Origin of the sequence: Pseudomonas sp. BN606, from assembly GCF_029873115.1 — a bacterium.
In the GTDB taxonomy this organism is placed as follows: domain Bacteria; phylum Pseudomonadota; class Gammaproteobacteria; order Pseudomonadales; family Pseudomonadaceae; genus Metapseudomonas.
In genome coordinates, this window is record NZ_SSOF01000077.1 from 173,266 (window position 1) to 194,592 (window position 21,327).

Below are 21,327 nucleotides of genomic sequence, written 5' to 3' on the forward strand. Positions count from 1 at the left end.
GATCCGACCCCGACCGAACACAGCGGTTCGGCCGGGATGAGTACCAGGTCAGGCGCTCTTCGGCGTTGCCAGCAACTGACCCATGCGTACCTGGCTGCCGGGCCAGGCGCTCTCGGCCCAGCGCACCTGGTCCGGACCGAACAGGACGATGGCGGTGGAGCCCAGCTTGAAGCGACCGACTTCGTCACCCTTCTCCAGCGTGATGGGTGCGCGTGTGGCTTCGTCGTAGCTGAAAGTTTTCAGTTCGCGCTTGGGCGGCGTGACCAGACCGGCCCAGGTGGTCTCGATCGAGGCGACGATCATCGCTCCCACCAGCACCACGGCCATGGGGCCGCGCTCAGTGTCGAAGATGCACACGACACGCTCGTTGCGGGCGAACAGTTCGGGCACGTTTTCGGCGGTGCTCTGGTTCACCGAGAACAGGCGGCCAGGCACATAGACCATTTCTCGCAGGGTTCCGCCCAGCGGCGCATGCACACGGTGGTAGTCCTTGGGCGACAGGTACACGGTGGCGAATTCGCCTCCCATGAAGGGTGCTGCGCGATCAGCGTCGCCGCCCAGCAGTTCGAGCACGCTGAAACTGTGGCCTTTTGCCTGGAAGCAGCGGCCGTGCTCGATCGGGCCGATCTGGCTGATGGCGCCGTCGGCCGGGCAGAGGATGGCGCCGGGGCTCTCGTCCAGCGGCCGGGCGCCAGGCTTCAGCGCGCGGGTAAAGAAGTCGTTGAAGTGCTGGTAGGCGGTGAGGTCCTCGACCAGCGCTTCGCCCATGTTCACCTGGTAGCGCTTGGCGAACCAGGCAGTGAAGGCGTTCTTGAACCAGGGCGCGCGGCACTCGGCGATGCAGCCTGCCAGGCGCGAAATCAGGTGATGCGGCAGCAGGTACTGACTGATGATGAAGAGGCGTTCTTTCATTGGTTTTCCTTGATGGGGAGCTTTAGAGCTCGACCGGGGTGTCCGGATGGTTGCCCCATTCGGACCACGAGCCGGCATAGCCTTTCACGCGCGGGTAGCCCAGGGCCTTGGCGACCAGATAGGTGAAGCCCGAGCGGTGGTGCGTCTGGCAGTGAGTGATGATTTCCTTGTCCGGGGTGATGCCCAGGGACTGGAGGATCTCGGCCATGTCGGTGCGAATGCGCATGGCGCGAGCAGGGTCCATGCCGGCGGTCCACTCGAAGTTGACCGCGCCGGGGATATGCCCGCCCTTGGCGGCGAGCACCTTGGTGCCGTTGTACTCGCTAGGACCACGAGCGTCCCAGATTGCCAGGTCGGCGGCGCCAAGTCGGCCTTGCAGGTATTCCCGGGTGGCGGTGGGCGCGTCATGCAGGGTCAGGGCGATCGGGCCGCCAGCTGCTGCAGGAACGGTGTCCGATGTTTCACGGCTCTCGGCCAGCCAGGCATGCAGGCCGCCATCCAGGTAGTGGTAGCGGTGGTGGCCGATGACATCCAGCAGCCAGATGAAGCGGCCGGCCCAGCCGCCGCCCTCGTCGTCGTAGACCACGTAGGTGGCATCGGCGCGGTGGCCCAGTTCGCCGAACAGTGCTTCGAGGTCAGCCTTGGCCGGCAGCAGGCCAGGCGCGGGTGGTTGGCCCAGCTGGGTGCGTTTCGGGTCAACGAAACGGGCGCCCGGGATATGGCCTGCGGCATAACGGGCTGCGCTGGTGAGGTCGACCAGGATCAACTCGCCAGCATTCAGCAGGGGAGCCAGTTCGGCGGGCTCGATCACCAGCGGCAGGTTGGAGAAGGCGGACATGTAAGCCTCCATGAATGGACAAAGTGGCAGATTGTATAGGAAAGCCTAGCGGCCGCGGCTGGCGAAGCTGGCGAGGGCGCGCTCGATGCACTGGGCGGTCTTGGCGAAGGCGCGCAGGCTGAGCTCGGCGAAGGGGGCTCCGTTCTGGTCAGCCACCACCAGCATGGCCACCCGGCCGTTCACCGCGATGGAGCGCAACAGCAGATGGTGCCCCGGAAACAGGCTTTTCAGCTGGCCGGGCAGAAGTGCGGAGAATTGCGCCATGTTGTCAGGCCCCAGGCGCAGCTGACCGGGTTGCGCGAGCAAGCGCCGCAGCAACTGGCTCTGGCCGGGGTCCAGCTGTAAGCCGTTGGCCTCTTTTGGCAGTCCCGCTTGCTGCTGGGCAAGTAGACGGCTGTGGTTACGGTCAGCCAACAGCAGCAAGACACGGCGCATGCCGCTGCTTTCCAAGGCGTCCCGGGCGCATGCGGAGAGTTGCACGACATTGGTGAAGGGGCTGGGCTCGCGAAGCAGTTCACCGCAGTACCGGCGCCAGTCTTTCAGGGCCGCGCTGGTGGGGGTTGGTACGGCGGCGGGTTCGCGTCTCAGTCGATGCTCGTTCCAGGGCCAGAGCAGCGCTTCGGCGGGGTGCCAGAGATCGGTGCGTGCATGCAGGCGTCCGCTCTGCGCTGCGTGTTGGTGGACCTGCTGTTGCAGTTCGTCGAGGGGCATCTTCATGAATAGGCCGGTGAGACGCTGCCAGCGCAGGCTGTGCCCGTCGCCCCAGCCAGCATGGGCGGAAATCGCCAGGCCGTTGGCCAGCAGCACGGAGTTGCCCGGCTGGGTCAGCCAACGAGCCAGGGCGGGATTGCTGTCCAGCTGTTGCTGCTGGTGCAGTGGGTGCTCGTTGTCGCGGGCGATGTGCAAGGCCTGAACCAGCAAGCGGCGATCGTCGCTCAGCAGGCGATAGCCCTGGACGATCCAGTCGGGCAGTCTCCAGTGCGTGGCCAGGCCATGGCAGAGGCGGAGCAGTGGCACGCCGAGCAGTTCGCGCTCGACTTTGATGGCCGGCTCGCCTTCGCCCAGCACGCGTCTTTCCCAGATGTCGAAGAGCTCAGGGTGGCTGGCCAGCAACGGCCACAGGGGAGAAAGGAACAGCAGGCTGCACCAGTGGATTTCCTGCCAGAGACGGGCCAGGCGGGCGGCGAACAGGCCGTTCGCCTGCTGGGCGGCATGCTGGCTGATCAGTTGCAGCTGACGCAGACCGTGGGGAATTTCATCCTCAGGTACAGCTGGCAAGCGATTGAGCAGCACTTCCGCACGCTTCAGGCCGAGGCGGCTCAGGGCCACTTCCAGGCTTTCCGCAGGGCTGCTCAGCATACTGCCGCTGGCGTTGGCCTCGCGCAGCAGGCTGAGGGCCAGGGCGGGGCTGTCCTGGGTGAGGTCGGAGATGTCGCGCAGGGAGCGGCGGTTGTCCCCCAGGGCCCGGCGAACTTTCTCATGGGCGGCAGCGGGAACGGGCAGGCGCACCCCGTCGAGGTGCTTGATCCAGCCTTCGAGGCTGCGTGGCATGGGCTTTGCGGTTGACATAGGGGGCCGCCAATCTGGCTTTTCGCCTGAACAGGCTATAGTCTGGCGCATATTTTCCGATAATTAGAAGGGTCTCTTTTCATAACCCTTTCTACTGACTCTTCAAGCTTCCTTCCTATGGCAAAAATCATCGGCATCATCGTCGTATTCGCCAGTGTGCTCGGTGGATACCTCCTGTCACACGGCAAACTCGCCGCACTGATCCAGCCTTTCGAGGTAATGATCATCGGCGGTGCTGCGTTGGGCGCCTTCCTGCAGGCCAACCCTGGCAGCACGACAATGATCGTGTTCAAGAAGTCGCTGAAGATGTTCGGCACGCGCTTCACTCACGGTTTCTACCTCGAGGTGCTGCGCCTGCTCTACGAAATCCTCAACAAGAGCCGTCGCGAGGGGATGATGGCCATCGAGGCCGATATCGAAGACGCGGCCGCCAGTCCGATCTTCAGCAAGTATCCCGGTATCCTCAAGGATGAGCGGATGACTGCCTACATCTGCGACTACCTGCGCATCATGTCCTCCGGCAACATGGCGCCTCATGAGCTGGAAGGCCTGTTCGACATGGAGCTGGCCAGTTTGAAGGAAGAGCTGGAACACCCGGCTCACGCGGTCAACCGCATTGCCGATGGCCTGCCGGGCTTCGGTATCGTAGCGGCGGTACTCGGCATCGTGGTGACCATGGCCATGCTGGGCGAGGCCGAGCAGGCAGCCCTTGGCCAGCACGTGGGCGCGGCGCTGGTAGGTACCTTCCTTGGTATTCTCGCGGCTTACGGCTTCTTCGGACCGCTGGCGGTGTCCCTGGAGCATGACGCTCGCGAGGAATTGAACGTGTTCGAGTCCATCAAGGCCTGCCTGGTCGCCTCGGCCTCCGGCATGCCGCCGTCCCTGGCGGTGGAATTCGGCCGCAAGACCTTGTTCCCGGCTCACCGCCCGAGCTTCAGCGAGCTGGAGCAGGCCGTACGTGGCAGCTGAAGGCTGAGTCATGGAGAACAATCAGCCGATCATCGTCAAGCGCGTCAAGCGCTACGCTGCCGGGCACCACGGCGGCGCATGGAAGATCGCCTTCGCCGACTTCGCCACCGCGATGATGGCCTTCTTCCTGGTGCTATGGCTGATGTCTTCGGCGACTCCGGAACAGAAGAAAGCCATTTCCGGCTACTTCAAGGACCCTATCGGCTTCTCAGAGAGCGCCAGCCCCTATGTCATCGACCTGGGCGGGACGCCGACGCCTGCACCTGATCGCACGCTCAATCCTGAACTGAAGGACGCTCCGGACTCTCAGGAGTCGGCGGTCGACTCCTCCGACAAGGCGCCCGTGGATGCCAGCAAAGTGGAGACCCTTGCCGATCAGATCGAGCGGGAGCGCCTGGAGTTGCTGCTGCAGGAGCTGCAGAACAAGGTCGAAGAGAACCCCGAGCTACGCAAGTTCAAGGACCAGATCCTCTTCGAGATCACCCAGGATGGTCTGCGTATCCAGATCATGGACGCCGCCAACCGGCCCATGTTCGACCTCGGCAGCGCGCGCCTGCAGCCTTATTTCGAAGACATCCTGCTGATCCTCGCCGAGACCATCAAGGCGGTACCGAACAAGATCAGCATCAGCGGCCATACCGACGCCAAGCCCTATGCGGGGGATGGCGAGTTCGGCAACTGGGAGCTTTCCGCCGGTCGCGCCAACGCCGCGCGACGGACCCTGATCGCTGGCGGCTATCCGGAAGAGCAGGTTGCGCGGGTGGTGGGCTATGCCTCGTCGGCGCTGTTCGACCGCAAGGACCCGTTCAACCCGGTCAACCGCCGCATCGACATCATCGTCCTGACCAAGAAGGCCCAGCGCGCCATCGAGGGTGAGCAGGGTGATGCTGCCAAGCCTGAAGAACCGCAGTCGCAGCCCCAGCCGCCAGCCAGCGGAAGCGTCGCGCCGGAGGCACCGGTGAATGATCCGGCAGTGCCCGCCCAACCGCGTGAGCTACGGGAAAAGCTGAACATCTTCGAAAATGGCGTGTTGAAGATGGACGAGCCCAAGGGGCAGTGACCCATCCATGAAGTAAAAAGGCCACGCAATGCGTGGCCTTTTTTGGGGGCGGATGTCTGCCGACTCAGTACTCGTCCCTGGGCAGGCCGGAGAGGATGTGCCGGTAACTGGCCATTCGCTGCGGATGCACGCGGCCATCTTCCAGGGCCTTCAGCAAGGCACAGCCGGGTTCCCGGTCGTGCTTGCAGTCGCGGAAGCGGCAGGTACCAAGCAGCTCGTTGAACTCGATGAAACCAGCCTCGACGTCGCCACGGCTGACATGTCCCAGGCCAAACTCGCGGATGCCGGGGGAGTCGATCAGCTCGCCTCCGCCCGGGAAGTGGAACAGGCGCGCGGTGGTGGTGGTGTGAGTACCCTTGCCTGTGAGTTCGGAGAGCGCGCCGACGCGGGTATCCACGCCCGGCAGCAGGCTGTTGACCAGTGACGACTTGCCTACGCCGGACTGGCCGACGAACACGCTGATGTGCCCATCGAGGCGGGTCATCAAGTCTTCCATGCCGCCGCCTTCGCGAGCCGACACCTCCAGTAGCGGGTAACCCAGTTGGCGATAGACCCCGAGCAGGTCGTCCAGCATGGCGCTGTTTTCATCGTCCACCAGGTCGGCCTTGTTCAGCAGCAGCAGTGGATGGATGCCCGCGTGCTCGGCGGCGATCAGGTAGCGGTCGATCAGGTTGGCGTGCGGATGCGGGAGCGGGGCGAAGACGATGACGATCTGGTCGACGTTGGCCGCCACCGGCTTCAGTACACCACGCATGTCCGGCCGGCAAAGTTCCGAGCGGCGCGGCAGCTGGGCGACGATCACGCCGCTGCCCTGGTTGCCGTGGCGCCAGACGACTCGGTCGCCGGTGACCAGCGTCGGCAGGTTGGCGCGCAGGTGGCAGCGCACCACTTCGCCGGCCTGCTCGCCTTCCAGTGCTTCGACCTCCACCTGGACGCCGAAGTGGGCGATCACCAGGCCTGTCTGCTCGGGGCCAAGGTCGCCACCCTCGAGTTCTTCGAGCGCGCGCGTCTCCCGCTTGGCTGCGCGAGCAGCGCGTTCCTCTTGAACTTTCTCGATGCGCCAGCTCTGCCGGCGGGTAAGTTGGCGTTTGGCCATGGTGGTTCCGCTTGGAAAAAACCGCGCGAGTTTAGCACGCGGCCCGTATCCGCAGGCTCTAAGCTAGAATGCGCGCTTCGCCTTGGAGACCGAATATGCAGAATGCCCTGAACCTGATCTGGATCGATCTGGAAATGACCGGCCTGAACCCTGATACGGACGTCATTATCGAGATGGCCACCATCGTGACTGATAGCGAGCTGAACGTGCTGGCCGAGGGCCCGACCATCGCGATCCATCAGAGCGATGAGATCCTTGCCGGCATGGATGAGTGGAATACCCGCCAGCATGGCCAGAGCGGCCTGACCCAGCGCGTGCGCGAGAGCCGTATCAGCATGGCGGAAGCCGAGGCGCAGACCCTGGCCTTCCTCGATCAGTGGGTGCCCAAGGGTAAATCGCCGATCTGCGGCAACAGCATCTGCCAGGATCGCCGCTTCCTCTATCGTCACATGCCGCAGCTGGAAGCCTACTTCCACTACCGCAACCTGGATGTTTCCACCGTCAAGGAACTGGCCGCGCGCTGGTCGCCAAAGGTGCGTGACGGGGTGAAGAAGAGCAGCAGTCACCTGGCGCTGGATGATATCCGCGACTCGATCGCGGAGCTTCAGCACTACCGCGAGCATTTCTTCAAGATCTGATTCAGGCCGCGCTTGCCTTATGTCGGGCAAGCGCCCACTCCACATGCTCTCGAACCAGTGCCGACGGATACTCGCGGCGCAGGTTCAGCGCCTCCAGCACCGGAATGCTCGAAGGGGCATTGCCCAATCCCACCGCCAGGTTGCGTAGCCAGCGCTCATAGCCGGCGCGGCGCAGTGGCGAACCTTCGGTGCGACTCAGGAATTCTTCCTCGCTCCAGCGGAACAGCTCTGCCAGTTCGGCGTTGTCCAGGCCATGGCGCGGTTGGAAATCGCCTTCGTCGGACGGGCGGGCGAAGCGGTTCCAGGGGCAGACCATCTGGCAATCGTCGCAGCCGAACACCCGATTGCCGATCAGCGGACGCAAGTCTTCAGGAATGCTGCCTTTGTATTCGATGGTCAGGTAAGAGATGCAGCGCCGCGCATCCAGCTGGTATGGGCCTGCGAACGCGGCGGTAGGGCAGATATCCAGGCAGGCTGAACAGCGGCCGCAATGCTCGCTGCCGTGCGGTTCGTCCACCGGAAGGGGCGCGTCGATGAACAGTTCGCCGAGGAAGAAATAGCTGCCGGCCTTGCGGTTGAGCACCAAGGTGTTCTTACCGATCCAGCCCAGGCCGGCCTGCTCGGCAATGGCCTTTTCAAGCACCGGTGCGCTATCGACGAAGGCGCGGTAACTGAGCGGGCCTATGGTCGTCTCGATGCGCTCGGCCAAGTGCTGAAGGCGCTTGCGGATCAGTTTGTGGTAATCACGCCCCAGGGCATAGCGCGACACATAAGCCTTTTCCGGCTGACCCAGCACCTTGGCCATGCGCGTGTCGCCGGGCAGGTAATCCATGCGCAGGGAAATCACGCGCAAGGTACCTGGCACCAGTTCGTCAGGATGCGAACGCTTACTGCCGTGGGCGGCCATATAGTCCATCTCGCCGTGGTAGCCAGCGTCCAGCCACCGTCGCAGATGGTTTTCATGTTCGCCGAGTTCCACGCCAGTGATGCCCACCTGCTGGAAGCCCAGTTCTCGGCCCCATTCCTTGATGGATTGAGCGAGAGAGGCGAGATCTTGCGTGGAAAGGGTCATGCTGGGGCGGGAAACCGGTGTAGAGGTGGATATAATTCTGCCAGACCTCGCAGCCGTAACCGAATCCGATGCTCTCTTCTCGCGACGACCTGCCACTTTCACTCCATTGCGCCGCCCAGGTGCGCGATCTCGACGCTCGCCTGATCGAGGCTGGCACCCCGGGTTTCGAGCTGATGCAGCGTGCCGCCCATGCAACTTGGCGCGCCCTGCGCCGGCGCTGGCCGGGGGCGGGCGGCCTCAGCGTGCTGGCCGGGCGCGGCAATAACGCTGGCGATGGATACCTGGTAGCTGCCTTGGCTCTGCGCGCCGGCTGGCGGGTGAAGGTGCTGGCTGTAGGTGCTGCCGATGCGTTGGCTGGTGATGCCGCATTGGCGCGGGATGAAGCCATTGCCGCCGGTGTAGTCGTCCAGCCTTGGAGCGAATGCGCAGCGCTTGAAGGCGTCGTAGTCGACGCACTATTGGGTACTGGCCTTGCCGGCACTGTGCGCGAGCCCTACGCGCAGGCCATCCGCCTGCTCAACGCCAGTGGCCTCCCGGTGCTGGCTGTGGATATTCCATCCGGCCTCTGTGCTGATACTGGTCGTGTGCTGGGCGTCGCGGTACGCGCGGACCTGACCGTGACCTTTATCGGGCTCAAGCTCGGCCTTTTCACCGCCGATGCGCCGAATCAAGTGGGGGAGTTGGTGTTCGATGACTTGCAGGCCGAACCTGCTCTGGTCGCTGCAACACCTCGAGTCGCCGAGCGCATGGCGGCAGGCAGTCTCCAGCGCCTGGCTCCAAGGTCGCGCACTGCACACAAGGGGCAGCTTGGACATTTGTTGGTGGTGGGGGGTGATCGTGGCCTCGGTGGCGCAGCATTGCTCTCGGCGGAGAGTGCGCTGCGCAGTGGGGCCGGGCTGGTGTCGCTGGCAACCCGTCCTGAGCATGTTGCCGCGGCGTTGGCGCGGCGTCCGGAAGTGATGTGTGCCGGGGTTAGCTCGGCCAATCAGTTGCTGGCCCTGGCAGAAAAGGCCGATGTACTGGTAGTGGGGCCCGGGCTGGGGCAGGGCGCCTGGGGGCGCAGCCTGATCAGCGCCGTGGCTGGTCTGAATGTTCCTCAGGTCTGGGACGCCGATGCGCTCAACCTGCTAGCCAGTAATCAAACGCAATTGCCTGCAGATGGGGTGATCACGCCGCATCCGGGCGAGGCCGCACGCCTGCTGGGTATTACGACCGGCGAGGTGCAGGCTGATCGACCGCGCGCGGCCCTGGCGCTGGCGCAAAAGTACAAGGCCGTCGTCCTGCTCAAGGGCGCTGGCAGTCTTGTGGCGACCCCTGATGGTCGCCTCGCACTCTGTGATCGCGGCCATCCGGTGATGGCTGGGGCGGGGCTTGGCGATGTGCTCGCTGGGCTGACCGGCGCCCTGTTGGCCCAAGGTATGGACGGCTATGCCGCCACTTGTCTTGCTGTCTGGCTGCATGCCAATGCGGGCGAGAATCTGGCCCGGGCAGGCCGGGGGCTCGCTGCTAGTGATCTGATTCCAACCATTCGTCAGTTGCTCGAGGAGTTTGCACCGTGCCTGAAGTGATCCTTTATGCCGAGGGCGAGGAAGCCATGCTGGCCCTCGGTGCCCGTCTGGCGAACCTGACCGAAGGGCACGGCATTCTTTACCTGCATGGGGATCTGGGAGCGGGCAAGACCACACTATCTCGCGGGCTCCTGCGGGGGTTGGGCCATGCCGGTGCGGTGAAAAGTCCCACTTTCACCCTGGTCGAACCATATGAAATAGGCGAAAAGCGGGCCTTCCATTTCGATCTATATCGCCTGGCGGACCCTGAAGAACTGGAGTTTCTGGGTATCCGCGACTACTTCGAAGGCGACGCCTTGTGCCTGATCGAGTGGCCCCAGCGGGGCGCCGGCATTTTGCCAAAGGCCGACCTGGACATTAACATTACGCCGCAAGCGGGCGGCCGTTCGCTGCGTTTTTCGCCACATACCGAGCGTGGCGAAGCATGGTGTGCCGCCCTGGCCTTGGGAGCATGAAAACAAAGATGGGGTGGGGTATGCGCTCGCGCGCACTGTTTGCCGGGATTGGGGTTCTGCTTGCGGCGTTCGCCGCTGATGTCCTGGCTGCCGCGGAGGTCCGCGGGGTGCGGCTTTGGCGCGCGCCTGACAATACCCGCCTGGTCTTCGATCTGTCCGGACCGGTGCAGCATTCCGTATTCACCCTGACGGCCCCCAACCGCATCGTCATTGATATCAATGGGGCTCAGCTGGCTACCAAACTGGAGCAGTTGTCCCTTAGCAATACGCCGATTACCAGCGTTCGCTCTGCCCAGCGCACCCCGACCGATCTGCGGGTGGTGATCGACGTATCGGCCGCTGTTACGCCGAAAAGCTTCTCCCTGGCACCCAACCAGCAGTACGGCAACCGCCTGGTGGTGGACCTGTTCGATCCGGAAGCCGCCGCCAACGAGGCCGTTTCACCTGAAGTGGCCACCGCGCCGAGCACGCCGCAACCGCCAGTGACGCCTACCCAGCCGGCACCCAGCAAATTGCCGCCGGTGCCCGGTGGCAAGCGCGACATCGTGGTCGCGATCGACGCCGGCCACGGCGGGGAAGACCCGGGTGCCCTCGGACCCAAGGGCCAGCACGAGAAGAACGTGACTCTGGCGATCGCCAAGGAGCTGCAGCGCCAGATCAGCCAGGAGAAAGGCTTCCGTGCCGAACTGGTGCGCACCGGCGACTACTTCATCCCGCTGCGTAAACGTACGGAGATCGCCCGCAAGAAAGGCGCTGACCTGTTCGTCTCCATCCATGCCGACGCCGCCCCCAGTCGCAGTGCCTTTGGCGCCTCGGTATTTGCCCTGTCGGACCGTGGCGCCACCTCGGAAACCGCGCGCTGGCTGGCCGATAACGAAAACCGCTCCGACCTGATCGGAGGCGTGGGCAGTGTCAGCCTCGACGACAAGGACCGCATGCTTGCCGGCGTTCTGCTGGACCTGTCGATGACGGCAACCATGTCTTCCAGCCTCAATGTCGGGCAGAAGGTGCTGTCCAACGTCGGCCAGGTCACTTCGCTGCACAAGCGTCGGGTGGAACAGGCGGGGTTCATGGTGCTGAAATCGCCAGACATTCCATCGATCCTCGTGGAAACTGGTTTCATCTCCAATCACAACGAATCCCAGAAGCTGGCATCGCCGAGCCACCAGCAGGCGCTTGCTCGCTCGATAAAGACCGGCGTGAAGCAGTTCTTCCAGCAGAATCCGCCGCCCGGTACCTACATCGCCTGGCTGCGTGATCAGGGCAAGATCGCCATCGGCCCGCGCGAGCATGTCGTCACCTCCGGCGAGAGCCTGGCGCTGATTGCGCAACGTTACGAGGTGAGCATGGCCGCCCTGCGCAAGGCCAACTCGCTGTCCAGCGACAACATCAAGGTCGGTCAGACCCTGAACATCCCTGCCGCGACTCTGGCGGCACAGCCATGAGTGATCTGCCGCGCATCCAGCTGCTGAGCCCGCGGCTGGCGAACCAGATCGCCGCCGGCGAGGTAGTCGAGCGTCCCGCTTCCGTCATCAAGGAACTTCTGGAGAACAGCCTGGATGCTGGCGCCCGGCGTATCGATGTCGAGGTGGAACAGGGCGGGATCAAGCTGCTGCGGGTGCGTGATGATGGTGGTGGCATTCCAGCGGACGACCTGCCCCTGGCGTTGGCGCGCCACGCCACCAGCAAGATTCGCGACCTGGAGGACCTGGAGCGGGTGATGAGCCTGGGGTTCCGTGGCGAAGCACTGGCTTCGATCAGTTCCGTTGCACGGCTGACCATGACATCTCGTACCGCCGATGCCGACCAGGCCTGGCAGGTAGAAGCCGAGGGGCGCGACATGGAGGCCCGGGTCCAGCCTGCTGCGCATCCGGTGGGTACCTCGGTGGAAGTTCGCGACCTGTTCTTCAATACCCCGGCGCGGCGCAAGTTCCTGCGTGCCGAGAAAACAGAGTTCGACCACCTGCAGGAAGTCATCAAGCGCCTGGCTCTGGCTCGCTTCGATGTGGCTTTCCATTTGCGGCACAACGGCAAGACCATCTTCGCTCTCCACGAGGCGCGCGACGCCGTCGCTCGCGCCCGCCGGGTCGCAACGGTCTGCGGTCCTGCCTTTCTGGAGCAGGCGCTGCCCATCGAGATCGAGCGCAACGGCCTGCATCTCTGGGGTTGGGTAGGCCTGCCCACCTTCTCCCGCAGTCAGGCCGATCTGCAGTACTTCTATGTGAATGGCCGTATGGTGCGCGACAAGCTGGTGGCCCACGCGGTACGCCAGGCGTACCGGGACGTCCTCTACAACGGCCGGCATCCGACCTTCGTGCTGTTCTTCGAAGTCGATCCGGCCGTGGTCGATGTCAATGTGCACCCGACCAAGCACGAAGTGCGCTTCCGTGACGGCCGAATGGTCCATGACTTCCTCTACGGCACCTTGCACCGTGCTCTGGGCGAAGTGCGTCCGGAAGACCAGCTTGCGGCACCAGCCGCCACCGACGCAGTAGTGCGTCCGAGTGGTCTTGCAGCGGGCGAGTTCGGTCCGCAGGGCGAGATGAGCCTGGCGGCCAACGTGCTGGAGCGGCCGTCAGCCGAACAGGTCTGGAGCCCGCCCTCCGGTGGCTACCAGGCACCGCGTCCTCAGCCATCCATGCCGATTGCAGAGGCCCAGGGTGCCTACCGTGAGTTCTTCGCACCTCTGTCGACGGTTTCCACACCAGCTGCGCTGCCCGAAACCCAAGGTGATGTTCCGCCTCTGGGCTATGCCCTGGCGCAGCTCAAGGGTATATACATCCTTGCGGAGAACGCCCAGGGGTTGGTCCTGGTGGATATGCATGCGGCCCATGAGCGCATTACCTATGAGCGCCTGAAGGTGGCCATGGCCAGTGAAGGGCTCAAGGGGCAGCCGCTATTGGTGCCGGAATCCATTGCGGTCAGCCAACGTGAGGCGGACTGCGCCGAAGAGCATGGCGAGTGGTTCCGTCGTCTTGGCTTCGAGCTGCAGCGTCTTGGTCCGGAAACCTTGGCCATCCGCCAAATACCGGCCCTGCTGAAGCAGGCAGAAGCCTCCCAACTGGTGCGAGATGTGCTCTCCGATCTGCTCGAGTACGGTACGAGCGACCGCATTCAGGCGCACCTTAACGAGCTGCTGGGCACCATGGCGTGCCACGGAGCTGTACGCGCGAATCGTCGCCTGACTCAGCCGGAAATGAATGCCTTGCTGCGCGATATGGAGCACACGGAGCGCAGCGGCCAGTGCAACCATGGGCGTCCGACCTGGACGCAATTGGGTATGGATGATCTGGACAAGCTGTTCCTTCGTGGTCGTTGAGCATGGCTGAAAGACTGCCGCCGGCAATTTTCCTCATGGGCCCCACGGCCGCTGGCAAGACCGACCTCGCCCTTGAGCTGGCGCGAACCCTGCCTTGCGAGCTGATCAGCGTCGATTCGGCATTGATCTATCGCGGCATGGATATCGGTACCGCCAAGCCGGACAAGGCGACCCTGGCCGAGTTTCCCCATCGCCTCATCGATATCCGCGACCCAGTCGAGAGTTACTCGGCTGCGGAGTTCTGCAGCGATGCCCTCTCTGCAATGGCAGAAATTACGGCCAGGGGACGGATTCCACTGCTGGTGGGTGGGACCATGCTGTATTACAAGGCGTTGCTGGAGGGTTTGGCGGACATGCCCAGCGCCGATCCAGATGTGCGCGCCGAGCTGGAGGCTCGTGCCGCCCGCGATGGTTGGGATGCGCTGCATCGGGAACTGGCGGAGGTCGACCCGGAGTCCGCAGCTCGTATCCATCCCAACGATCCCCAGCGATTGACCAGGGCGCTTGAAGTCTACAAGGTCAGCGGGCTCACCATGACCGCCCACCGACAGCAGCAGGCTGCGCAAAATACGGCCGGGAACGCGCCAGGAACGGCACATTTGCCGTATACTGTCGCGCACTTGGCTATTGCGCCGGCACAGCGTCAGGTGTTGCACGAAAGAATTGCGCAACGATTTCGCCTGATGCTGGAACAGGGGTTCATCGAAGAGGTCGAAGCGCTGCGCTGCAGAAGTGACTTGCATGCAGGGCTACCGTCTATAAGAGCGGTTGGTTATCGCCAGGCCTGGGATTATCTGGATGGCGCGCTGACCTGGAGCGAGATGGAAGAGCGCGGCATCATTGCTACCCGCCAACTCGCCAAACGACAGTTCACCTGGTTGCGTAGTTGGTCCGATCTGTTCTGGTTGGACAGTCTGGCTTGCGACAATCTGCCGCGCACCTTGAAATACCTGAAGTCGGTCTCCATATTGAACTGAGACCTCGCCGGTTACCGTCTATCCTTGGGGGTAGGGCGGGACCAGTCATTTTTCTTGTCATTTGAAAACTAAAAATTTTTCCCTAAAGGAGTGCGGCACATGTCAAAAGGGCATTCGCTACAAGACCCTTACCTCAATACCCTGCGTAAGGAGCGCGTACCGGTTTCCATCTATCTGGTGAATGGCATCAAGCTGCAGGGCCAGATCGAATCCTTCGACCAGTTCGTGATTCTGCTGAAGAACACTGTCAGCCAAATGGTCTACAAGCACGCCATTTCCACTGTGGTACCGAGCCGCCCAGTACGTCTGCCCAGCGCTTCCGAGCAAGAGCAGCCTGAGCCGGGTAACGCCTGATAGGAGACTGCTTTGTTTTTCGAACGCCCTGGTGGTGGTGAGCGAGCCATCCTGGTTCATCTGGAAGGCCAAGATCCCGAGGCGCGCGAAGACCCGCAGGAATTCCTGGAACTTGCTCGTTCGGCCGGTGCGGATACAGTGGCTTTCGTCTCTGTTTCCCGTCACCAGCCAACGGCCAAGTATCTGATCGGCAGCGGCAAGGTCGATGAGTTGCATGACCTGGTCAAGGCCGAGAAAGCTGAACTGGTCATTTTCAATCACACCCTTACGCCCAGTCAGGAGCGCAATCTTGAGCGCGCTTTTGAATGTCGGGTCCTCGACCGTACCGGTCTGATTCTCGATATCTTCGCCCAACGTGCCCGTACCCATGAAGGCAAGCTGCAAGTCGAACTGGCCCAGCTTGAGCACATGAGTACCCGCCTGGTGCGCGGCTGGACTCACCTTGAACGCCAGAAAGGCGGTATCGGTCTGCGTGGTCCGGGTGAAACCCAGCTGGAAACCGACCGTCGTCTGCTGCGTGTGCGCATTCGCCAGATCAAGCAGCGCCTTGAAAAGGTACGCAGCCAGCGCGAACAGGCCCGGCGGGGGCGCAGGCGCGCGGATATTCCATCGGTGTCCCTGGTTGGCTACACGAACGCCGGCAAGTCCACGTTATTCAATTCGCTGACCGCTTCCGAGGTCTACGCGGCCGACCAGTTGTTCGCGACCCTCGACCCGACCCTGCGTCGGCTTGAGCTGGATGACCTAGGGCCGATCGTTCTGGCCGACACGGTCGGATTCATCCGTCACCTGCCGCACAAGCTGGTGGAAGCCTTCCGGGCTACCCTAGAAGAATCGTCCAACTCCGATCTCCTGCTGCATGTTATCGATGCTCACGAGCCGGAGCGCATGTCGCAGATCGAGCAGGTGTTGGCAGTGCTGGGTGAAATCGGTGCCGAAGGCCTGCCTATGTTGGAGGTCTACAACAAGGTCGACCTGCTGGTGAACGTCGAGCCGCATATCCAGCGCGACGAGGACGGCAAGCCCGAGCGGGTTTGGCTGTCGGCGCGCGATGGTAGTGGCCTCGAGTTGCTGGAACAGGCGGTGGCAGAGTTGCTGGGCGACGACCTCTTCGTCGGTACCCTGCGTCTGCCACAGCGTTTTGGTCGGTTGCGGGCGCAGTTCTTCGCCTTGGGTGCGGTGCAGACCGAGGAGCACAATGAGGCTGGGGACGCTCTTCTCGCAGTGCGTCTTCCGCGCGTTGAACTGAATCGACTGGTCAGTCGGGAAGGCTGGCAGCCGAACGAGTTTCTTGAGCAACACACTTTGCAATAAAGCCCGCTGAGGTGGTTTTGCGGCGGGCCTCGGGCTTGGGTAGCATGGGCGGGCGCGCCGTGGGCGCGTCTTTGCTTTATCAGTATGGAGAGCGCTATGGCTTGGAATGAGCCGGGTGGCAACTCGAATAACCAGGATCCCTGGGGTGGGCGCCGCGGTGGCGACCGCAAAGGGCCACCGGATCTGGACGAGGCCTTCCGCAAGCTGCAAGACAGCCTGAACGGATTGTTTGGCAGCGGCAAGAAACGTGGCGGCGGCGACGAAGGTGGCGGCAGGTCGGGCGGTTTCGGTCTGCTCGGCATCGGCCTGGCCTTGCTTGCCGTGGTCTGGCTGTACAGCGCGGTTTATGTGGTAGACGAGCAGGAGCAGGCCGTGGTGCTGCGCTTCGGCAAGTATTACGAGACTGTTGGTCCTGGCCTGAACATCTATTTCCCGCCGTTCGACCGCAAGTTCCAGGAGAATGTCACCCGCGAGCGTGCTTACAGCAAGCAGGGGCAGATGCTCACCGAGGACGAGAACATCGTCGAAGTACCGCTCACCGTCCAGTACAAGATCAGCAACCTCCAGGACTTCGTGCTGAACGTAGATCAGCCTGAAGTCAGTCTGCAGCACGCCACCGAAAGCGCCCTGCGCCACGTAGTGGGTTCCACCGAGATGGACCAGGTGCTGACTGAGGGTCGTGAGCTGATGGCCAGCGAGATCAAGGAGCGCCTGCAGCGTTTCCTCGACACTTATCGCACCGGTATCACCGTCACCCAGGTCAACGTACAGAGCGCGGCTGCCCCTCGTGAAGTTCAGGAAGCCTTCGATGACGTGATCCGTGCTCGTGAGGATGAACAGCGTGCCAAGAACCAGGCAGAGGCCTATGCCAATGCAGTGGTCCCCGAGGCTCGTGGCCAGGCTCAGCGTATCATCGAGGATGCCAACGGCTACCGCGATGAAGTTGTTGCCCGCGCCGAAGGTGAGGCTGACCGCTTCACCAAGCTGCTAACCGAGTACCACAAAGCGCCGGAAGTCACGCGCCAGCGTCTGTACCTCGAAACCATGCAGGACGTGTTGGCCAATACCAGCAAAGTGCTGGTTTCCGGTAAGGACGGGCAGAGCAACTTGCTCTACCTGCCGCTAGATAAAATGATCGACAGCCGCGGCGCCGGTCAGGCTCCGGTTGCTCCGGCAGCCTCGGCCGCTGGTAGCGGCGGCGATCTCGGTTCGCGTGTCGCCACTGACTTACAGCAGCGCAATTCGCGTTCCAGGGAGAGTCGCTGATGAGCAATAAATCGCTGTTTGCCCTGATCGGCGGCGTGGTTGTGGCTCTGCTTCTGTGGAGCAGCCTGTACATCGTGTCGCAGACCGAAAAGGCCGTGCTCCTGCAGTTCGGCCGCATCGTCGAGGCTGATGTTCAGCCCGGCCTTCACTTAAAGATTCCGTACGTCAACCAGGTGCGCAAGTTCGATGCCCGTCTGCTGACCCTGGACTCGCCGACACAGCGCTTCCTCACGCTCGAGAAGAAGGCGGTGATGGTGGATGCCTACGCCAAATGGCGAGTGGCTGATGCCGAGCGTTTCTACACTGCAACTTCCGGCATGAAGCAGATTGCCGACGAGCGTTTGTCTCGCCGTCTGGAAGCAGGTCTGCGCGACCAGTTCGGTAAGCGTACCCTGCATGAAGTGGTGTCCGGTGAGCGTGATGCGCTGATGGCAGATATCACGTCCGCCCTCAATCGCATGGCCAACAAGGAGTTGGGCATCGAGGTCGTGGACGTGCGGGTGAAGGCCATCGACCTGCCCAAGGAAGTCAACCGCAGCGTATTCGAGCGAATGAGTACCGAGCGGGAGCGTGAGGCTCGTGAGCATCGCGCCAAGGGCTCCGAGTTGGCGGAGGGTATTCGTGCAGACGCCGACCGTCAGCGCCGTGTCCTGCTGGCCGAGGCCTATCGTGAGGCAGAGGAAACTCGTGGTGATGGCGATGCCAAGGCGGCTGCCATCTATGCCAAGGCATATGGGCAGGACCAGGAGTTCTACGCTTTCCACCGCAGCCTCCAGGCTTACCGTGAAAGCTTTGCTAACAAGACCGACGTGATGGTGCTCGATCCCAATAGCGATTTCTTCCGCTATCTGGACAAGGCCACGCGCTGACACAAGTCTCCCGGCGGACGCTCATCGTCCGCCGGGGTGACCGCCAGGGAAAACGTGTTATCATGGGTCAGCCGGGAAATCCCGGCTTTTTTGCGTCCGCGGGAATCATGTGGCAGGAACTCGGCATTGCGTTTTGTCTGATGCTGGTGCTGGAAGGCATCCTGCCCTTCCTCTATCCGCGCCGTTGGCGCGCCGCGGTACTTGGGGTGGCAGAGTTCAAGGACCGCCATCTCCGCCTGATGGGCCTGTCCAGCATGTTGCTGGGGACTGGCCTCCTTTATCTGCTTCACTGATGGCTTGCCGCCCGGCTGAGAGGGGATTGGCGAAATGGCAACGGTAGATCGCTGGCTGCTGCCAGACGGTATCGAAGAAGTACTGCCGCCCGAGGCGGCACGCATCGAGGCAGCCCGCCGCCAGGTGCTGGACCTGTTCCAGCGTTGGGGCTACGACTTCGTGGTCACTCCGCACATCGAATATCTCGAGTCCCTGCTGACCGGTGCCGGCCAGGATCTCGACCTGCGCACATTCAAAGTGACCGATCCGCAGTCGGGTCACTTGATGGGATTTCGTGCAGACATCACGCCGCAGGTTGCGCGCATCGATGCTCATACCCTGCGTCGCGAAGGTCCGAACCGCCTGTGCTATGCCGGCAGCGTGCTGCACGCCAAGCCGCGGGCACTATCCACTTCGCGCAGTCCGATACAGCTGGGCGCTGAACTTTACGGCGACGCCAGCCCGGCGAGCGACGTGGAAGTCATCAGCCTGATGCTGGAGATGCTCGAGCTGGCCGCCGTGCCGGACGTGCATATGGATCTCGGCCATGTCGGCATCTATCGCGGGCTGGCCAAGGCCGCGGGCCTGTCTGGTGAAGTCGAGCGCAGCCTGTTCGACGCCCTACAGCGCAAGGCAGTGGACGAGGTGGCCGAGCTCACCGAAGACCTGCCCCGCGAACTGGCCTCCATGCTCCGCTCGCTGGCCGAACTCTGCGGCGGTCGTGAGGTTCTGGACTTGGCTCAGGGGGTGCTGATGGATGCCCCGGAAGACGTCCACCGCGCGCTGGATGAGCTGATTGCCATCGCTGACGCGCTGGAACTGCGTTATCCGGAGTTGCCGCTGTACTTCGACCTGGGTGAGCTGCGCGGTTACCACTATCACACCGGGGTGGTCTTCGCCGCCTTCGTGCCGGGCGTTGGGCAGTCCATTGCTCAAGGCGGGCGCTATGACGACATCGGCGCCGACTTCGGTCGTGCCCGTCCCGCCACCGGTTTCTCCACCGACCTGAAGACCCTTGTGACCTTGGGCAGCATGTCGTTGGAGCAAGAAATTTCCGGTATCTGGGCGCCAGACAGCCATGACCCGTACCTGTGGTACGAGGTCAAGCGCCTCCGCGCTGATGGTCAGCGTGTGGTGCAGGCGTTGCCGGGCCAGGAAGCGGCGAGCGCGCAGGAAGCCGGCTGCGACCGCCAGCTCGTTTTGAGTGCTGGGCGCTGGCAGGTGGAGTCGCTTTCCTAGGAAGTGGTTTCAGGGTCGGTGCAGAACTGCCGGCCATTAACGAGTTTCCGTGTTTTCCGCCGGCAGCTGCCGGCATCGAGCTTCTGCGAAGAGGACAAGTGTTATGGGTAAGAATGTCGTAGTCCTGGGCACCCAGTGGGGTGATGAGGGTAAGGGCAAGATCGTCGATCTGCTGACCGACCAGGCTGCCGCCGTAGTGCGTTACCAGGGCGGCCACAACGCTGGCCACACCTTGGTGATCGACGGCGAGAAGACCGTGCTGCACCTGATCCCGTCCGGCATCCTGCGCGAGAATGTCGAGTGCCTGATCGGCAACGGCGTAGTCGTTGCGCCCGATGCTTTGATGCGTGAAATCACCAAGCTGGAAGAGAAAGGTGTGCCGGTGCGTGAGCGCCTGCGCATCAGTCCGGCTTGCACCCTGATCCTGCCGTACCACGTGGCCTTGGACCAGGCTCGCGAGAAGGCTCGCGGCGACGCCAAGATCGGCACCACCGGTCGCGGTATCGGCCCGGCGTACGAAGACAAGGTCGCTCGTCGCGGCCTGCGCATTGGCGACCTGTTCCACCGTGAGCGCTTTGCGGCCAAGCTGGGCGAGCTGCTGGACTACCACAACTTCGTCCTGCAGCACTATTACAAGGAGCCGGCGGTCGACTTCCAGAAGACCCTGGACGAGGCCCTGGCCTACGCTGAGCTGCTCAAGCCGATGATGATCGACGTCGCTGCACGCCTGCACCAGCTGCGCAAGCAAGGTGCCTACATCATGTTCGAAGGCGCTCAGGGCTCGCTGCTGGACATCGACCACGGCACCTATCCGTACGTCACCAGCTCCAACACCACTGCTGGCGGCACCGCCACCGGTTCCGGCTTTGGTCCGCTGTACCTCGACTACATCCTCGGTATCACCAAGGCCTACACCACTCGTGTGGGTTCTGGCCCGTTCCCGACCGAGCTGTTCGACGAGACCGGCGCATTCCTGGCCAAACGTGGTCACGAGTTCGGCTCCACTACTGGTCGTGCCCGCCGCTGCGGCTGGTTCGATGCAGTGATCCTGCGTCGCGCTATCGAAATCAACAGCATCTCGGGTCTGTGCCTGACCAAGCTGGACGTGCTGGACGGCCTGGAAACCATCCGTATCTGCACGGGCTACAAGGACCTGAACGGTGAGGTTCTGGTGGACGCGCCGACCGATGCCGACAGCTACATCGGCCTGCAGCCGGTCTACGAAGAGCTGCCGGGTTGGAGCGAATCCACCGTCGGCGCCAAGAGCCTGGAAGAACTGCCAGCCAATGCCCGCGCCTACATCAAGCGTGTGGAAGAGCTGGTGGGGGCGCCCATCGACATCATCTCCACCGGTCCCGACCGTAACGAGACTATTGTCCTGCGCCACCCCTACGCCTGAGTCTCCTGACTCCCCCGAAGGGCCGCCATGTGCGGCCCTTCGTCGTTTCGGTGACCGCGAATGTCGCGCTACCGGTCGGCACGTACCTTGCTGGCACTTTATAAATCCAGGTTGTCGCCGTTATAGCGGTAACGGTCGTA

General features: G+C 62.9%; 20 protein-coding genes. 15 read left to right on the top strand and 5 right to left on the bottom strand.

Annotation, left to right across the window (positions count from 1 at the left end; all coding sequences use genetic code 11):
• Positions 1 to 48 precede the first annotated feature (48 nt).
• The 3 genes from asd to E8E75_RS19760 are packed head-to-tail and all read right to left on the bottom strand — an operon-like array spanning position 49 to position 3,319.
• Positions 49 to 912, bottom strand: coding sequence for an archaetidylserine decarboxylase (asd, locus tag E8E75_RS19750; protein WP_120654229.1), 864 nt, complete (start codon positions 910 to 912; stop codon positions 49 to 51).
• A 22-nt stretch (positions 913 to 934) separates the two neighbouring features.
• The gene (gene rhdA / locus E8E75_RS19755) at positions 935 to 1,750 is read right to left on the bottom strand and encodes a thiosulfate sulfurtransferase (RefSeq protein WP_120654230.1); all 816 of its coding nucleotides are present in this window, start codon (positions 1,748 to 1,750) and stop codon (positions 935 to 937) included.
• Positions 1,751 to 1,795: 45 nt separating this feature from the next.
• Entirely contained in the window at positions 1,796 to 3,319 is a 1,524-nt protein-coding gene (locus E8E75_RS19760; RefSeq protein WP_153918112.1) for an HDOD domain-containing protein, read from the bottom strand.
• Between the two features lie 117 nt (positions 3,320 to 3,436).
• Between E8E75_RS19760 and motA the strand changes: the two genes are divergently transcribed.
• Both motA and motB read left to right on the top strand, forming a co-directional pair.
• Positions 3,437 to 4,288 carry a flagellar motor stator protein MotA gene (gene motA / locus E8E75_RS19765; protein ID WP_120654232.1) on the top strand — a complete coding sequence of 284 codons (852 nt, stop codon included), beginning with the start codon at positions 3,437 to 3,439 and terminating at the stop codon, positions 4,286 to 4,288.
• A 10-nt stretch (positions 4,289 to 4,298) separates the two neighbouring features.
• Positions 4,299 to 5,348: a flagellar motor protein MotB gene (gene motB, locus E8E75_RS19770; RefSeq protein WP_120654233.1), complete on the top strand. Its 1,050-nt coding sequence runs from the start codon at positions 4,299 to 4,301 to the stop codon at positions 5,346 to 5,348.
• Positions 5,349 to 5,412: 64 nt separating this feature from the next.
• Here the strand turns inward: motB and rsgA are convergent, their stop codons facing one another.
• The gene (gene rsgA, locus E8E75_RS19775; RefSeq protein ID WP_153918110.1) at positions 5,413 to 6,444 is read right to left on the bottom strand and encodes a small ribosomal subunit biogenesis GTPase RsgA; all 1,032 of its coding nucleotides are present in this window, start codon (positions 6,442 to 6,444) and stop codon (positions 5,413 to 5,415) included.
• Between the two features lie 95 nt (positions 6,445 to 6,539).
• On the opposite strand from rsgA, the gene orn reads away from it, so the two are divergent.
• On the top strand, positions 6,540 to 7,082 hold the full coding sequence (gene orn, locus E8E75_RS19780) for an oligoribonuclease (protein ID WP_120654235.1): 543 nt from the start codon (positions 6,540 to 6,542) through the stop codon (positions 7,080 to 7,082).
• A 1-nt stretch (position 7,083) separates the two neighbouring features.
• On the opposite strand, the gene queG is transcribed toward orn, so the two are convergent.
• Complete coding sequence (gene queG, locus E8E75_RS19785) at positions 7,084 to 8,154, bottom strand: tRNA epoxyqueuosine(34) reductase QueG (protein WP_153918108.1); 1,071 nt, start codon at positions 8,152 to 8,154, stop codon at positions 7,084 to 7,086.
• 68 nt (positions 8,155 to 8,222) lie between these two features.
• Here queG and E8E75_RS19790 point away from each other — a divergent pair, with 68 nt between their 5' ends.
• The 12 genes from E8E75_RS19790 (at position 8,223) to E8E75_RS19845 (ending at position 21,187) form a co-directional block, all read left to right on the top strand.
• Positions 8,223 to 9,722 carry an NAD(P)H-hydrate dehydratase gene (locus tag E8E75_RS19790; protein ID WP_120654237.1) on the top strand — a complete coding sequence of 500 codons (1,500 nt, stop codon included), beginning with the start codon at positions 8,223 to 8,225 and terminating at the stop codon, positions 9,720 to 9,722.
• The gene (gene tsaE, locus E8E75_RS19795; RefSeq protein ID WP_120654238.1) at positions 9,710 to 10,177 is read left to right on the top strand and encodes a tRNA (adenosine(37)-N6)-threonylcarbamoyltransferase complex ATPase subunit type 1 TsaE; all 468 of its coding nucleotides are present in this window, start codon (positions 9,710 to 9,712) and stop codon (positions 10,175 to 10,177) included. The genes E8E75_RS19790 and tsaE overlap by 13 nt, the downstream gene beginning before the upstream one ends.
• 8 nt (positions 10,178 to 10,185) lie before the next feature.
• A complete protein-coding gene (locus E8E75_RS19800) occupies positions 10,186 to 11,622 on the top strand; it encodes an N-acetylmuramoyl-L-alanine amidase (protein WP_153918230.1) in 1,437 nt (478 codons plus the stop codon).
• Positions 11,619 to 13,496: a DNA mismatch repair endonuclease MutL gene (gene mutL, locus E8E75_RS19805; protein ID WP_153918106.1), complete on the top strand. Its 1,878-nt coding sequence runs from the start codon at positions 11,619 to 11,621 to the stop codon at positions 13,494 to 13,496. Before E8E75_RS19800 ends, mutL begins: the two co-directional genes overlap by 4 nt.
• Before the next feature lie 2 nt (positions 13,497 to 13,498).
• Complete coding sequence (miaA, locus tag E8E75_RS19810) at positions 13,499 to 14,473, top strand: tRNA (adenosine(37)-N6)-dimethylallyltransferase MiaA (protein ID WP_153918104.1); 975 nt, start codon at positions 13,499 to 13,501, stop codon at positions 14,471 to 14,473.
• Between the two features lie 99 nt (positions 14,474 to 14,572).
• Positions 14,573 to 14,827, top strand: coding sequence for an RNA chaperone Hfq (gene hfq / locus E8E75_RS19815; RefSeq protein WP_003453015.1), 255 nt, complete (start codon positions 14,573 to 14,575; stop codon positions 14,825 to 14,827).
• Positions 14,828 to 14,839: 12 nt separating this feature from the next.
• Positions 14,840 to 16,141 (top strand): ribosome rescue GTPase HflX, encoded by a 1,302-nt coding sequence (gene hflX, locus E8E75_RS19820; protein ID WP_153918102.1) that lies wholly within the window; start codon positions 14,840 to 14,842, stop codon positions 16,139 to 16,141.
• Between the two features lie 96 nt (positions 16,142 to 16,237).
• Positions 16,238 to 17,407: an FtsH protease activity modulator HflK gene (gene hflK / locus E8E75_RS19825; RefSeq protein ID WP_120654243.1), complete on the top strand. Its 1,170-nt coding sequence runs from the start codon at positions 16,238 to 16,240 to the stop codon at positions 17,405 to 17,407.
• Complete coding sequence (gene hflC / locus E8E75_RS19830) at positions 17,407 to 18,276, top strand: protease modulator HflC (protein WP_120654244.1); 870 nt, start codon at positions 17,407 to 17,409, stop codon at positions 18,274 to 18,276. The genes hflK and hflC overlap by 1 nt, the downstream gene beginning before the upstream one ends.
• A 107-nt stretch (positions 18,277 to 18,383) precedes the next feature.
• Positions 18,384 to 18,569, top strand: coding sequence for a DUF2065 family protein (locus E8E75_RS19835; RefSeq protein WP_077523748.1), 186 nt, complete (start codon positions 18,384 to 18,386; stop codon positions 18,567 to 18,569).
• Between the two features lie 34 nt (positions 18,570 to 18,603).
• Positions 18,604 to 19,788 carry an ATP phosphoribosyltransferase regulatory subunit gene (locus E8E75_RS19840; RefSeq protein ID WP_120654245.1) on the top strand — a complete coding sequence of 395 codons (1,185 nt, stop codon included), beginning with the start codon at positions 18,604 to 18,606 and terminating at the stop codon, positions 19,786 to 19,788.
• Between the two features lie 103 nt (positions 19,789 to 19,891).
• On the top strand, positions 19,892 to 21,187 hold the full coding sequence (locus E8E75_RS19845; protein WP_120654246.1) for an adenylosuccinate synthase: 1,296 nt from the start codon (positions 19,892 to 19,894) through the stop codon (positions 21,185 to 21,187).
• Positions 21,188 to 21,327: the final 140 nt, after the last annotated feature.